The 14569-nt window shown below is 41.8% G+C and carries 16 protein-coding genes; 8 read left to right on the forward strand and 8 right to left on the reverse strand.

Annotation, left to right across the window (positions count from 1 at the left end; genetic code table 11):
• Window positions 1-3: 3 nt before the first annotated feature.
• Complete coding sequence (locus tag ACZIX4_RS16980) at window positions 4-1509, reverse strand: DUF2254 family protein (protein WP_463336837.1); 1506 nt, start codon at window positions 1507-1509, stop codon at window positions 4-6.
• 142 nt (window positions 1510-1651) lie between these two features.
• Between ACZIX4_RS16980 and ACZIX4_RS16985 the strand changes: the two genes are divergently transcribed.
• Both ACZIX4_RS16985 and ACZIX4_RS16990 read left to right on the forward strand, forming a co-directional pair.
• Window positions 1652-2161, forward strand: a complete 510-nt coding sequence (locus ACZIX4_RS16985) for a DUF4833 domain-containing protein (RefSeq protein WP_463336838.1) — start codon at window positions 1652-1654, stop codon at window positions 2159-2161.
• A 118-nt stretch (window positions 2162-2279) separates the two neighbouring features.
• Window positions 2280-3803 carry a hypothetical protein gene (locus tag ACZIX4_RS16990; RefSeq protein ID WP_463336839.1) on the forward strand — a complete coding sequence of 508 codons (1524 nt, stop codon included), beginning with the start codon at window positions 2280-2282 and terminating at the stop codon, window positions 3801-3803.
• Between the two features lie 73 nt (window positions 3804-3876).
• Here ACZIX4_RS16990 and rplT read toward each other — a convergent pair whose 3' ends face one another.
• The 5 genes from rplT to ACZIX4_RS17015 all read right to left on the reverse strand — a co-directional run bounded on the left by rplT (window position 3877) and on the right by ACZIX4_RS17015 (window position 8895).
• A complete protein-coding gene (rplT, locus tag ACZIX4_RS16995) occupies window positions 3877-4221 on the reverse strand; it encodes a 50S ribosomal protein L20 (RefSeq protein ID WP_463336840.1) in 345 nt (114 codons plus the stop codon).
• A gap of 115 nt (window positions 4222-4336) precedes the next feature.
• Window positions 4337-4534 (reverse strand): 50S ribosomal protein L35, encoded by a 198-nt coding sequence (gene rpmI / locus ACZIX4_RS17000; protein ID WP_411409486.1) that lies wholly within the window; start codon window positions 4532-4534, stop codon window positions 4337-4339.
• Between the two features lie 153 nt (window positions 4535-4687).
• Window positions 4688-5245, reverse strand: a complete 558-nt coding sequence (gene infC, locus ACZIX4_RS17005; RefSeq protein WP_463337104.1) for a translation initiation factor IF-3 — start codon at window positions 5243-5245, stop codon at window positions 4688-4690.
• 24 nt (window positions 5246-5269) lie between these two features.
• The gene (thrS, locus tag ACZIX4_RS17010) at window positions 5270-7216 is read right to left on the reverse strand and encodes a threonine--tRNA ligase (RefSeq protein WP_463336841.1); all 1947 of its coding nucleotides are present in this window, start codon (window positions 7214-7216) and stop codon (window positions 5270-5272) included.
• A gap of 269 nt (window positions 7217-7485) precedes the next feature.
• Entirely contained in the window at window positions 7486-8895 is a 1410-nt protein-coding gene (locus tag ACZIX4_RS17015) for a hypothetical protein (RefSeq protein ID WP_463336842.1), read from the reverse strand.
• Between the two features lie 467 nt (window positions 8896-9362).
• Here ACZIX4_RS17015 and ACZIX4_RS17020 point away from each other — a divergent pair, with 467 nt between their 5' ends.
• The 5 genes from ACZIX4_RS17020 to ACZIX4_RS17040 all read left to right on the forward strand — a co-directional run bounded on the left by ACZIX4_RS17020 (window position 9363) and on the right by ACZIX4_RS17040 (window position 12810).
• Window positions 9363-9992, forward strand: coding sequence for a hypothetical protein (locus ACZIX4_RS17020; RefSeq protein ID WP_463336843.1), 630 nt, complete (start codon window positions 9363-9365; stop codon window positions 9990-9992).
• 18 nt (window positions 9993-10010) lie between these two features.
• Window positions 10011-11354, forward strand: coding sequence for a 2TM domain-containing protein (locus ACZIX4_RS17025; RefSeq protein WP_463336844.1), 1344 nt, complete (start codon window positions 10011-10013; stop codon window positions 11352-11354).
• Window positions 11355-11450: 96 nt separating this feature from the next.
• The gene (locus ACZIX4_RS17030) at window positions 11451-11762 is read left to right on the forward strand and encodes a 2TM domain-containing protein (RefSeq protein ID WP_463336845.1); all 312 of its coding nucleotides are present in this window, start codon (window positions 11451-11453) and stop codon (window positions 11760-11762) included.
• A 44-nt stretch (window positions 11763-11806) separates the two neighbouring features.
• Window positions 11807-12163 carry a 2TM domain-containing protein gene (locus ACZIX4_RS17035; RefSeq protein ID WP_463336846.1) on the forward strand — a complete coding sequence of 119 codons (357 nt, stop codon included), beginning with the start codon at window positions 11807-11809 and terminating at the stop codon, window positions 12161-12163.
• On the forward strand, window positions 12154-12810 hold the full coding sequence (locus tag ACZIX4_RS17040; RefSeq protein WP_463336847.1) for a 2TM domain-containing protein: 657 nt from the start codon (window positions 12154-12156) through the stop codon (window positions 12808-12810). The genes ACZIX4_RS17035 and ACZIX4_RS17040 overlap by 10 nt, the downstream gene beginning before the upstream one ends.
• A gap of 1 nt (window position 12811) precedes the next feature.
• Here ACZIX4_RS17040 and ACZIX4_RS17045 read toward each other — a convergent pair whose 3' ends face one another.
• The gene (locus ACZIX4_RS17045; protein WP_463336848.1) at window positions 12812-13399 is read right to left on the reverse strand and encodes a Crp/Fnr family transcriptional regulator; all 588 of its coding nucleotides are present in this window, start codon (window positions 13397-13399) and stop codon (window positions 12812-12814) included.
• 139 nt (window positions 13400-13538) lie between these two features.
• Between ACZIX4_RS17045 and ACZIX4_RS17050 the strand changes: the two genes are divergently transcribed.
• Complete coding sequence (locus tag ACZIX4_RS17050; protein WP_463336849.1) at window positions 13539-14018, forward strand: hypothetical protein; 480 nt, start codon at window positions 13539-13541, stop codon at window positions 14016-14018.
• A 32-nt stretch (window positions 14019-14050) separates the two neighbouring features.
• Here the strand turns inward: ACZIX4_RS17050 and ACZIX4_RS17055 are convergent, their stop codons facing one another.
• A complete protein-coding gene (locus ACZIX4_RS17055) occupies window positions 14051-14464 on the reverse strand; it encodes a hypothetical protein (RefSeq protein WP_463336850.1) in 414 nt (137 codons plus the stop codon).
• Window positions 14465-14569: the final 105 nt, after the last annotated feature.

Consider the following 14569-nt stretch of genomic DNA (forward strand, 5'->3'; position numbering starts at 1 on the left):
ACATTATTGCCCTGCAAAAACGGTTAAGTAATGTACGGCTTCGTGCTCGCGGGCTTCAATTTCGGCATGCAGGCCTTTGGCGGTGTGCTGTAGCCTGCCCAGTTTTTCCAGGTAGGCTATGCGCTTTTTGGCCACATCTTCAAAATGGTGGAGCGAGTTAGATATCCCTACCAGCTTTTCCCCCGAAATTTTAATATGCCGGTCGGCTATATTTTGCTCGGTATATATTTTTTGCAATTCCATATCGCGTACCTGCCGTATCAGTACCATAAGGTTATATGGGTTTTCGGCATTATCGGCCAGCAGGGTAAGGGTATGCAGCAGGCGGCGCACCACGGTAGGGTCTTCCTTTCCCCACTGGAAAATCTGGTCGAAACAAAAGTCAATCAGCAGGTCGAAGTTAAATTCATTTACAATAATATTCTTGCCCTCCAGCTTTCGTGCCTCGGTGGTAGGGAACTGTTTCTTTTGCAGGTTAAAGGCTATATCGGCCAGCTGGTCTATACAATTCAGGCAGGTAGTAGGGTCATTTACAGCAGGCGAAATAGCCTTTATGGCAATATCTACCAGCTTGCGTACCCCAAAATTTATATCCTGCGTGTAGCTGCGGAAGGTATTTACGCTGAATACGCTGTCTGCTATTTCGGCAAAGGCAGCCTGTAGTATGCTTTCCTGCTGCGGGGTAGGGGGAGTTTTCATTTCCACAGCCAAAAGGGTAGAAGCGTTGTGCATTACAAATTCGCCCACTACCGGTTTTTGGTACACAAAAAGCCCGTCGGCCCAGGGGTGGCTGTCTACAAATACAGTAACCAGCTTTTCCAGTTTCAGGTAGTTAATGTGTTCCAGGTAGCCGCTTTTAAGGCAGCTCTTTATTATAACCTGTGCCGATTGTGCATTGGGCTTCAGCGGGGCATACAGCATTGGGCTGCCCGGTTTCCAGTTTTCGCTGTACAGGGCATTTATTTCGGTTACGATGTCTACCTTAATTTTATCGGCTATGGCGGCCACATTCATGTTTACGCTGAGGTAGGTAATAAGGCGCGGGTAGCTCCACACCAGGCAATGCAGTGCCAGCAGTATGCCCATACCGATGGTTATGGGGAATGGCCTGCCGTGGAAGAGTGCCGATGCCGCCATGGGCATTACACAAAGCCCCACGGTACCTATAAACAGTCCTATGAATTGCTGTATGCGTACGTCATTGGCCAAAAAATGCCTCAGTATACGTGGCGAAAACTGCGATGATGCCAGCTGCATTACCACAAATATTACCGAAAAGGAAGTGAGCGATATGCCTATAACGATAGACACCATGAGCGATGCTATGCCGGTAAGGCGGTCGTAAATAATGGTTTCATCGGTAAGGGCAGAGAGGTCGGCTACGTAATCTATAGTGAGGAGCGCCAGGCTGATGATGATGGCAAAGGCATTGCCCATAAGGGTGCCTATGTATTTAATGCGGTGCTCCAGCCACTGGCTTAAGCGGTATTTAAGAGTGTTTTGGCCCATAAAAGCTTTAGGGTTTGCAGTACTAATATACAAATTTACGGCCCCAAAGATGCTAAATGTTTGTTAGCACACACGGTATTTTTTAATGTGACTGCGTTTTGTATTTGTAAAAAATGTAATTTTAAAGGAAACCGAAACCGCTATGAGATTACTTTTGGCACTGCTTTTTTTACTACCGCTTGTACCGCATGCCCAGCAGGGCTATCCCACACCGGCCGATTCGTACCGGCGGTTGTTTTATATCCAGCACAGTAAAAACCACAACACCTTTGTATACGATGCTAACCTTGCTAAGTCGGGCAAATTAAACACTGCCGACCCTATAGAGGTGTACCGCATTACCTACGAAAAGGGTGGGATGAAGGAGGAGCTAAGCCCGGTGCAGCGCAAAATGGCCTATGGTGTTACGGTAACAAGTGTTTCGGCTACAGGATGCGAGTTTACGCTATCGGCATATCCTACACAAAGGCTGCTGCTGAAGCTGGCCAAAGATGGTGAGCCGTATGTAATTACTGCTGTAAACGGCAAAACCATTATACTGAAACGCCTGTACCTGCAAATGGGTAAACTGGGTACTAATGTGCTGTTTGTAGATTTTTATGGGAAAGATGCAAACGGTAAGGAGGTGAGTGAAAGGTTATCTGTTAAGTAGGTTACTTTATTTATAATTAATGTTTTAGTTATATTTTTTGGAAATACCTACATGTGGGTATTTTAGTGTCTTTTATAATTCATAGATTTACAGTGAACTAACTAAATAAACACTGTATATGAAACTAAGTTACTATTTTTCTGTAGTAGTTTTTTTACTGCTGGCGTCTTGCGGTAGTACAGGTACTATAACTCAAATCACGTATCATGCAGATAAAACTACCGAATTAACTCAGCAGAACGGTACTGTTGTAGGACAGCCTGATGCCTATGTTACTGAAGGCGCAAATGTAAATGTAAGAGTACAAAACCCTAACCCGTTAAATACATCAATTACTGTACAGCAGGATGCCAATGTGTTGTTTTTTGTGTCGGGTGCGGGTAACCAGCCTACAGTATTGTTAGATTATATTACTAAAGGCAGTACTGTAACGCAGGGGCAGGCTTCAGGTACAGCTTCAACTTCAGGCACACCGGCAAAGCGCGGATGGTCAGCTTCAACAAATGAAGCTACTAAAAAACTAAATGATGCTAAGTGCGCCCAGGTAAGTGTTGTAAATACCTCAGAAAAGAACCTGAGTGACCTTATTAATAATTGGAACAAATTTTACAAAGAGGTTGAGGCATTTAATGCCGTTTTTGATGCATACAAGACAGTACCTGTACTGGATAGGGATATTTTTTACCATGACCTTGATGTGTATATAGACAATATCAGGAAGCAATATAATGTACCCGAGACCAATGCCAATGCAACGGCCCAAGCTACGGATTATGTTTTTAAAAATTTAGCCGAAGGTGCAAACATAATTAAAGCTAAAACTGATTATTTAACTGCACTGCAACAAGGTATTGCTGATGTTCAAAAAGAAACGAAAAAACTGGAAGGAATGGCGGGTACTTGTAGTAGCGGGGCTTTAAATACCTCTATAACCAATACGGTAACCCAGGCCCAAACACTTATAGGAGATATAAATGCAAAGTTATCTGCAACAATTAACACTGCTTCGGGTAATATTATAAAAGCAAATTCATTACAGTTTACAGAAAACAAAGGGGCGTACATTGTAGGCGATACAGATGAGTTTTCGCTTAAAGTTTCGTTTAAAGATGCTGCTAATAATGTTACTACACACCCTTTAATAGTGCTGCCTGTAAAAAAAGCAATCAAAATAGATTATTCGGCAGGTATGTTCTTTTCCGGGCTTTATGATGAAACGTACACTAAAACTGTAGAGACTATAGAGACTACTGTGATTGGGGAAGATGTAACAAGTACTACTACTTCAACCGATGAATATACTTTACACAAACAAGATAAAGGCGGGCTTTCTTATGGGGCTATGGGTTTTGTAAATTTTCATACCCAGCTGCTTAAGCCGGTTAACTTTGGGGCTTCTTTAGGGGCCGGCCTCAGGTTTAACGATCAGGCCAAACTAACCATTGCGCCTACAATCAGCTTTTTATTCGGAAAATATCAAAGGCTTATCCTCCATGTAGGTATGGCATTCTCGGAAGTTGACCGGGTATATTCTAAATATGGAGATAACACGTTTACCGATGCGGCCTATACCCCTGAAACGAAACAGGTGGTTAAAAGTAGTTGGCTCGCATCAATTTCCTGGAACCTAAGCAAATCATAAAACAAAAAAACTCCCGCTATTGCGGGAGTTTCATTTATGTAAGTAAGATAAATATATTGTTTGACAAACGTTGTTATTTAACCTGGTTTACAATAGCTGCAAACGCCTCAGGGTGGTTAGTAGCAAGGTCAGCAAGAACTTTACGGTTCAGCTCGATACCAGCTGCTTTTACTTTACCAATGAACTGAGAATAGCTAAGGCCGTGCTGACGGGCACCTGCGTTAATACGCATAATCCATAGTGCACGGAAATTCCTTTTCTTTTGTTTGCGGTCGCGGTAAGCATAAACCATTGCTTTTTCTACCGCGTTTTTGGCTACTGTCCAAACGTTTTTACGTCTTCCAAAGAAACCTTTGGCTTGCTTAAGAACCCTTTTCCTGCGGGCCCTAGAAGCAACTGAATTTGTTGATTTTGGCATAATCTTTAATTTTTTTGTAGCAGGCGCCCCGTTTTAATTATTGTTTTGGGGACTTAAAAGCCGTACTCCAGGGTTATAAATTTATTTTAACCGAACAATTAAAGGACGTATCTTATTAGATAATCCTAAGTTGTTGTTTTACGCTCTTCTCATCACTTGGGTGAACAAGTGTAGCATGAGTAAGGGCAAGCTTACGCTTTGTAGATTTTTTTGTCAGGATGTGACTTTTGAAAGCGTGCTTCCTTTTGATTTTACCTGAACCAGTTACCTGAAAACGTTTCTTGGCACTGGATTTTGTCTTCATTTTAGGCATTTTCTTCCTGTATTTTGATTTATCTTACTTACTTTTCTTTAGTCATAAAGTCGAAAGTCGTAAAGTTTATAAAGTCATGGGCACAATCAGCTTAAACAGCATTTGTCGGCTTTATGACTTTTGACTTTAAGACCTTCGACCTTTGGACTTATTTTATGCTTTCTTCTTCTTAGGCGCTATAAACATAATCATCCTTTTACCTTCAAGCACGGGCATGGCTTCTACCTTACCCCATTCTTCAAGGTCGGTGGCAAGTTTAAGCAGCAATATCTGCCCCTGCTCTTTGTAGATGATACTACGGCCTTTAAAGAATACAAATGCCTTTAGCTTAGAACCTTCCTTAAGGAACTTCTCGGCATTCTTTCTTTTAAATTCGTAATCGTGCTCATCAGTCTGCGGCCCGAAGCGTATTTCTTTTACAACAATCTGCGTGCTTTTTGCCTTCAGCATTTTATCGCGCTTCTTTTGTTCATAAAGAAACTTCTTGTAGTCCATAATCTTACATACCGGCGGTGCGGCATTTGGAGATATTTCTACAAGGTCAAGCTCCTGCTCTTCGGCCCACTGTAGTGCCTGAGATGTACGGTATACACCCGGCTCTATGTTGTCACCTACAAGCCTTACTTCAGGTACCCTGATAAGGGCGTTAATCCTGTGCGGATCTTTTTTTTCTACGCGGGGTTGTGGCCCCCTGTTGTTTCTAATAGCTATGGCTCTTAAATTTTTAAGTTAAACTTAGAATGGTTTCAGCGTTTTGTTTATTTCTTCCTGTACCAGTTCAGCAAATTGTGCTACCGTCATCGTCTGGTTGCTCTTACCGGCATCGCCGTGCTTCCTTACAGAAATCGTACCGTTCTTCTCTTCTTCCTCGCCTACAATCAGCATAAACGGCAGTTTCTGAACCTCTGCATCGCGTATTTTTTTACCGATAGTCTCGTTACGGTTGTCAATTAGAGCGCGAATTTCGTGATTTTCGAGCAATTCCAAAACTTTTTTGGCATAATTTTCATATTTCTCACTAAGAGACAGTATGATAGCCTGCTCCGGCATCAGCCAAAGCGGGAAATTACCGGCTGTATTTTCCAGCAAAATCGCTATAAAGCGCTCCATAGAACCGAATGGTGCACGGTGAATCATAACCGGGCGGTGCAGCTCGTTATCTGAACCTTTATAGCTCAGGTCGAAACGTTCCGGCAGGTTATAGTCTACCTGTATGGTACCCAGCTGCCACTGGCGGCCCAGGGCATCCTTCACCATAAAGTCGAGCTTAGGGCCATAGAAGGCCGCTTCGCCGTACTCTACAACGGTGTTAAGCCCTTTGTCTTTAGCAGCGTTAATAATCGCATTTTCAGCCTTTTCCCAGTTTTCTTCAGAACCGATGTACTTGTCGCGGTTTTCCTTGTCGCGAAGCGAAATCTGCGCGCTGAAGTTTTCAAAACCAAGCGAACCGAATACATACAGTACAAGGTCGATTACTTTTTTGAACTCCTCATCAAGCTGGTCCGGCGTACAGAAAATGTGCGCGTCATCCTGAGTAAACCCGCGAACGCGTGTCAATCCGTGAAGCTCGCCACTCTGCTCATAGCGGTATACAGTACCAAACTCGGCATAACGCTTTGGCAGGTCTTTGTAAGACCACGGCTTGCTGTTGTATATTTCGCAGTGGTGCGGGCAGTTCATCGGCTTCAGCAAAAACTCCTCGCCTTCGTTTGGCGTGTGTATCGGCTGGAAGCTGTCGGCACCGTACTTAGCATAGTGGCCACTGGTTACGTATAGTTCTTTTTGGCCAATGTGCGGCGTTACCACCTGCTCATATCCGGCTTTTTTCTGTGCTTTTTTCAGGAATTGCTCCAGGCGGTCGCGCAGGGCGGCACCTTTTGGCAACCATAATGGAAGGCCTTGCCCAACTTTCTGCGAGAAAGTGAACAGTTCCAGCTCCTTGCCCAGCTTACGGTGGTCGCGGCGCTTGGCTTCTTCAAGTAGCTCAAGGTACTCGGTAAGGTCTTTCTGCTTAGGGAACGATATACCGTATACGCGGGTAAGCTGTTTGTTCTTTTCGTCACCGCGCCAGTAGGCACCGGCCACACTCATAATTTTAAACGCCTTTATAATACCGGTGTTCGGGATGTGCCCGCCGCGGCAAAGGTCGGTAAAGGTAGCGTGGTCGCAGAAGGTGATGGTACCGTCTTCAAGGTTCTCGATAAGCTCGGTCTTGTAAGGGTTTTCTTCAGCTTTATAAAACGCAAGCGCCTCGGCTTTTGAAGCCGAACGCATGGTGAACTCATATTTTTCTTTGGCTATGGCCAGTACGCGGTCTTCCACGGCTTTAAAGTCCTTATCGGTAATTGTTTGCCCGTTAAAGTCTACGTCGTAGTAAAAACCGTTGTCTATAGCAGGGCCTATGGTAAGCTTAATACCGGGGTAAAGCTCCTGTAGTGCCTGCGCCATAACGTGGCTGGTAGAGTGCCAGAAGGCTTTTTTACCCTCTTTGTCGTTCCAGGTGTATAATATTAGCGAACCGTCGGTCGTCAGTGGGGTCTTGGTTTCAACAGTTGTACCATTAAAAGATGCAGAAATTATATTCCTTGCAAGGCCCTCGCTTATGCTTACGGCCACATCGTGGGGAGTTGCTCCCGACTCAAACTGTTTTACCGAACCGTCCGGCAGTGTAATATTTATCATTAGTATTAAAAATTTACAATGTGCGCAAATATAGCGATTTTTAGATTGATAAGATTGTTAGATTATTAGATTTTTAGAGGGTTGTTGGTTGTTAGTTTTTGGTTGTTGGGAACTGCAACGGATGAGTGAAGCTGCTCCCCTCTGTAAGAGGGGCTGGGGGTGTGTTATAAGGAACGCGGATAAAACGCATGCTTCGCAATCGCGGGTTATCGCAGATTTTCCCGTAGAGACGCATTGTATGCGTCTTTATGATGGTATGTGATAGTATGTCATTTTAGAGTATAAGTAAAAGTAATTTTACTACCGTCTTCATCTGAGCTGGATTTTTCTTCTTTACAATTACATTTACTTTTGCAATTACAGGGACAACAGCAATTAGGCTTTTCTTTTTCGGTGTAATATTGCGCAAAAAAATCGGTAGGGATTTTAGGGACTTTAAAATCTATATGTGCGGACGACATAATTATAACAGCCTCCTGAAAAGAGATATGGGGGTTGTCGTTATGGAATTTTGCTGCGAGATGTCTATCTTCGTAATGACGTTGGAGTTTTATGTAATACTGTAAGGTACGGAAAATGAAAATCACAAAGTAGAATGCCAAAGCATATAAGGCAACCCACTTTATCATTTTAAATTTGTCTTGTAAAGATTTGTCTTCTAACTTAGTTAAAAGTTCCTGATGGTTTGCTGCTATAGTTTTGTTAGTGCTGTCCGATTTAAGTTCTATACTTTTTAGTTCCGTCTTTAAGTAATCTGTGTTCTCAATTATTTTCTTTAGAAACTCTGCAAGTTCGTCGTAGTTTTTAATTTGGTGTCCATCAGAGGTGTAATAAAATGTTTGAGTACTCGTAGCTTTTCCTTCATTGTGCGACCTATTTGGAGAATAATTTAGAGCAATATTTTCAGGCAGGGTAAATTTGGTTTCTGGTTTTTTAAAAAAATCTATAAGTGCCTTTGATAGTTCTCCTAATAGCGATATGAGCATATTATAATCGATACTTTTTTTATCAGGTTTTAAGCTCTCACCTAAATTAATCGGTTGGTTAATGTTAAATACTAATTGGGAAGTGTTGCTATTTTTGTTTCTATCACCAGTATTACTTGACTGGGGTGTTTTAGATGGTTTTTTCCTAATTATGTTTTTTTTGGTGTAAACTTTGTAATCTTCCAAAAGTTGGATGATATTTAATAAACTGCTGTTTATCGCGTTAAAGTTTGGTTTGTCACGAATTAAATTATTGTTTATAGCATTTATTTGATTTATTGTATAGTGGATATAAATCACTTCCTTGCGTAATGTGCTGATATCGATTTTTTTGGTGTCTAAACTATCAAGTTTATTTAGTGAGTTATCTAACGACTTGAGTCTAACCAAAATTTCATCAGAGACAAATGCGCGATTAACCTGGCTGAGTAGATGTCTTATTGTCGTATTTTCGGTTTTAATTTTTTCCTGAAGAGCAGTTAAAGATATTTCCTGAACAACTGTTGGCTGTTGGGCATAACAAGTTCCCAGTCCAGCAAATATTAGGATAAGCATAATCAATACAACATAAGAGAGAAATCTACTGATTCTTTTTGTTTGCCGTGAAGCATCATCTAATGATTCAGTTTTGATATAAGTATTTTCGTTTTTTTTGAAATTACTTTGTATTCGGATTATTATTTCTAAAGGCATTTGTTTAATGTTTTGATTATGTTGGGTTTAGTGTCTAAAATTAAATTAAGCAGAGCATAAAATCAATACCTATAAGTAGGTATTCTCATCTACCTTAATTTCCTTCCCACAAAATTACAACCCTTTTCTCCACCCCGTACTGAAGCCATTCCTTCAGTACAACCTACTAAAAAATCCGTAAGCAGCCGTGTGTTAAAAAGATATTCCACAGGGCGCAATCCAATTGTGGAACCAAAAACGCTTGTTTGTTGAAAAACAATACTTTAACCTTACACACGTTTTTGTATAAAAATGTGCAAAAAGTGGAATATTCGAGCATTTTTGTAAGTAAAATATTTCAAATTTAAACTTCGCTACAATTCATCCCTAAAAATCTACAATTGGGTAATTCTATTTTTTTTCGGTGCGATTTTGTGTGCAACTTTGTACTGTGAAAATGCAACAACAACCTTTAAAAAATTAAAATTATGATACGGATTATTACTACAGCGTTCCTTTTTATCTGCACCATGCTTACGGCACAAACCCAGTACGAAACCGGCATGAAAAAAGCGTTTACCCTATGGGGCGAAGGCAAGTCTACCGAGGCCTCGGCTATGTTTGAGCGCATTGCTGCAGTAGAGAAAAACAACTGGTTGCCAAGTTATTACGTGGCTCTTGTGAACACTACTGATGCGTTTCAAACCAAAGATAAAGAGAAGATTAGCGCACTGCTTACCAAGGCGCAGGCCGCCCAGGATGCCGCCAGCCTGCTCTCTGAAAACAACCCGGAACTGCTGGTAATGCAGGCCATGATATACACCGCCTGGATTGTATACGACCCTATGACTAACGGCATGAAGTACGGCCAAAAGGTAAATGAAACCTACGCCAAAGCCCTTGCGTTAGCACCTGATAACCCGCGTGTTGTGTTCTGTAAAGCGGAGTATGACCTGGGTTCGGCTAAGTATTTCGGTACCGATACCAAGCCTATTTGCGCCCAGGTAGAGCGTTCACTGACACTTTTTGCTAACTTTAAGCCTGAAACGCCGTTTCACCCTACGTGGGGTAAAGACCGCGCCGAAGCCATGGCAGTTCAGTGCGCTGCTAAGAAATAATTTTGTAAATTGCTGAATATGAGGTTTGTGTTAAAGGAGTTTTTCAGGGCGATAGGATTAGGCCTGGTAATATTTATAGTGCTTTATGTCATAGCACTTGCCGGTGGCCGCCCACTTGGCTGGAATGACGACCTTATACGGCAGTTCTTATACGTAATGCTATATACCATACTGCTACACATGGGTAATATGGGGGTGTTTATAGTAATGGACAGGATTTTTAAGGGAGTGAGGATTTCTCCAATCCGTTTATTATCAGGGTTTATAAGTTCCTTTATAGTGTCGTTCCTTATTGTTTTCCTGTTGCGTATTTTTGAAGATGTAGTGATGGAAGGCGAGACACTGCTGCAGTTTTTTAAAGAGGAGGAGCTGAGCAATTACTATGTTGCCATGATTATTACGCTGACAATCACCTTCTTGCTGCACCTGTTCCATTTTTATAAAAAGTACCAGGAAAACCGCCTTAAGCAGCAGAAAATAATAGCGGGTACGGCCTCGGCCAAGTTTGAAACGCTTAAAAACCAGATAGATCCACACTTTTTGTTCAACAGCCTTAATGTACTGAGCTCGCTTATAGAGGAGAACCCGGAGAGCGCACAGAAGTTTACCACGTCGCTCAGCAAGGTGTACCGTTATGTGCTGGAACAGAAGGATAAAGAGCTGGTAAGCGTTGCCGAGGAACTGGCTTTTGCCAAAACCTACATGAACCTGCTGAAGATGCGCTTTGAAAACAGCCTGTTCTATGAACTGCCCGAAAAGCTTGATAATCCTGAGGCTATGGTGGTGCCGCTGTCACTACAGCTGTTACTGGAAAACACCGTGAAACACAACGTGGTAAGCCAGCAAAAGCCGCTGCACATCAGGATATTTGAACAAAATGGTTACCTGGTGGTACAAAACGATTACCAGAAAAAAGAGGTACTGCAAGACCGCCGCGGGGTGGGGCTTCAGAACATATTCAGCCGGTATGCCATCATTACGGCACGCCAGGTGGAAATAGAACAGGACGAGAAACATTTTACCGTAAAGCTGCCCATGCTTACCAAACAAGTCACCATTATGGAACCTACCTATACCGCAGACCAGGAGCGTTATAACAAAGCGCTGAAACACGTAGAGAACGTTAAGGGTTTTTACAGCCACCTGTTTTCTTACGTGGTAGTCATCACCGGCCTTACCATACTGAACATAGCTACCAGCCCCGAACATCTTTGGTTTATATGGCCTGCACTGGGGTGGGGTTTTGGGTTGGCCGCCCACGCACTCAGCATCTTCCAGATTATCCCTTTCCTGGGGCGCGACTGGGAAGAACGCAAGATACGCAGCCTTATGGAAAAAGAAAAAAACAACCGATGGAGGTAAAAATGTTTATGGTTTATTGTTCATGGTTTATGGTTGCCACTCAGCCATAACAATGAACGGTGAACAGTGAACAACAAACAAAAAACGGAGTCAATCATGAATCATCAAAACGAACAGGAAGCCTATAAAAGGGCTAAGAAAAGGGCAAAGGAAATCAGGAGCTTTTATTATAACCTGCTTTGCTATTGTATTGTAATACCTGCGCTTATTATTACTAATGTAATAGTTACACCTGAGTTCCATTGGTTTTGGTTCTCGTTACTGGGGTGGGGTACCGGGCTGCTTATACACGGGTTAAATGCCTTTAACGTAATGCCGTTCCTCGGCGCAGGCTGGGAAGAACGTAAGATGAAAGAGTATATGGATAAGGAAGATAATTCCGGTACCCAAAACAACTCCCGGAATTAAAACAGGCTGTTAGCTATATTTCAATACATTAAAAGAAAATAGTCATGGAAAATTTATCTTTCAGTGAACAAATAAAATTTGAAAGGGCCCATAAAAAAGTAAAATCAATAGAAAGGTTTTATAAGCACCTTATTGTTTATATCATTGTAAATGTGTTGTTTCTTATTACAGCATATTACAGAAGTGTAAACCCGCAAACACACCATCATGAGTTTTGGTCGTTTCAAACGTTTAATACTGTGATATTTTGGGGTGTAGGATTACTGTGCCATGCTTTTGTGGTATTTGGTACAGATGTTTTTATTGGCAAAGGCTGGGAAGAACGTAAGATGAAGGAGTACCTGGACAAGGAAGATGAAATCAACGGCAAAGCCAGTAAAAATGATGGATTATGGCAATAAGTAAACCTTACAATAAAGCCGATGAAGCACTGAAACACGTGTGGGACATACGTGGGTTTTATATGCATGTTATGGCGTATATTTGTGTCAATGCACTGATATTCATAGGGTGGTTTTTCGAGATAGGGCTACCCGCCAGCTTTTGGGATACCTCACTTTTTATAACACTGGTGTTTGCAGGTATCGGCCTTTTTGGGCACTGGCTGTGGCTGTACGGTTACAGGCTGCTTTTTAGCAAGGCATGCGAACAGAAACTTTTACAAGACAATATACAGAGCCAGGAAGCTATATTTCAAAACATTAAACAACATACTATTATGGAAAATATATCATTTGAAGAACAGGCAAAATACGACAGGGCACGCAAAAGGGTAAAATCGGTTAAAGGATTTTATAAGCACTTTATGGTTTATGTTATGGTAAATGCCATACTACTGGCTATGAAGTGGTTTAACCTTGATGCCGGCGAAGAATTTTTTACTTACCAAACTTTCAGCACTGCATTCTTTTGGGGTATAGGCCTTGCCTTCCACGCCTTTGGGGTGTTTGGTACTAACGCTTTCCTTGGCAAAGGCTGGGAAGAGCGTAAAATGAAGGAATACCTTGATAAGCACGACAGCAGCCACACTACATCTAAATGGGAGTAGGCTACTGTTTGGCCAGCTTGGCGCGAGTCTTGCTTAAAAACTCAGCCGAAATGCCCAGGTACGATGCTATATAGTGCTGGGCCACACGCTGGGGCAGGGTAGGGTACATTTCCAGAAATTCCAGGTACTTGTCCAGTGCGGTTTTGCTGATGGTATTGATAAGCCTGTTTTGGGTAACCCAAAGGTGGCGCTGTACCAGTATACGGAAGGCACGCTCAAAACGGGGTGCCAACTCAAAAAGCTGTTCCTTGGTTTCGGGGTTAAACGACAGGAATTCACAGTCTTCAAGCGTTTCTATGTACAGCCTGCTCGGTTTCTGGTCGTAGGCGCTGCTGGAAATATCACCCACCCAGGCATCTTCTATAGCAAATTGTAATATTACCTCAAACCCGTTTCCGTCTATATAATACTTACGTACACAGCCTTTTACCACAAAAGCCTCGAAGGTACATATGTCGCCCTCGCGAAGCATAATGGTCTTTTTAGGTACTTTTTTTAATTCCAGTAACGAATTGAAAATGTCCAGCTCTTCGTCTGAAAAGTTTACGTAACGGCTTATGTTCTTGTTTATCTGGGTATACGGATCCATAATGTGTGAGAGGTTTACACAAAAATAAGGATTTTGCCACAAATTTCCGAAAATCAACAGTATTCAGTTTTTTTGTTTTATGCCAATGGACTTCAGGTGCGCCCGGCGTTAGAAACTGTATATTAGCAAAAACATAATCATGAAGCGTTTCCTGAAATATATTGTTCCGGCAGTGTTTGTCAGTTTGGTAATGCTGTCCTGTTCTGATAAACAGCCTGAGGTACGTACCGATGCTGTTGTATTAAGTAAACTTATCAATTTACCTGTGAAACCTGTTTCGGTGCTGTGGGTTTCCCCAAAAGTAGTTGAAAACCCCCGCGTAGATTTAGGACCCACTGATTATTACATTAATGCAGTAATAAAACTGAATGATGCTGATTTTGAAAAGGTAAAGCAGCAATGCAGCACAGCGCCTTACAGCGAAGCCCAACTGGATAAAAGCTTTATGAAGCCCTGGTTTCCGCAGTCGGTAAAAGAATGTTTTAAAGATAAGGGAGATTACCTCCGGGTACCCGTTACCTGGGCCGACCCCAAAGTTTTTATTAAATCGCCACTACTACAGGGATTTTGCTTTTTTACCAATAACAATGAGGTATTCGTGCATTTGTATACGATGTAGTTTAATAGCGAATTAACCTTTATTGTTAACCTTTATTGTGAGTCAGGTACCCATGGCTTTAAACTCCGTTTTATTTCATTCTGGCTGAAGCCTTCGCGACGTAAGGCTACGGTATCTGTTACCCGTTTTGTAAAATCAACCCTAACCTTATCCGGGTCTAAAGAAGAATAGTTTATAACATAAAATTTCTTCAGCATCTCCTCATAATTATCCGGGCAGCCACTGCATTCTTTTTTAATTTTTCTATTATTGATATAATATACCATAACAGCATAATCGAATTTGCCACGTTTACAGTAACTGAATTTACCGATGGACACCACTTTATTTTCGTCAATTTCTTTGTTGTAAGAGTATTCCGATGTTTTAGAATAAATTATCATAACTGCAATTAATGCAGAAAAAATAAAAATCTTCCATAAACCTTTTTTTTCAATCTGATCCATAATCATTTGTTATTGTACTTGAATCAAATCCACGCTATCAATAGTAATTATGGCACGCGAAGAAAGCAACCTTATACATCACTTAATTTTGTATTCCAAATAAAC

This window comes from Flavobacterium niveum (assembly GCF_055231775.1).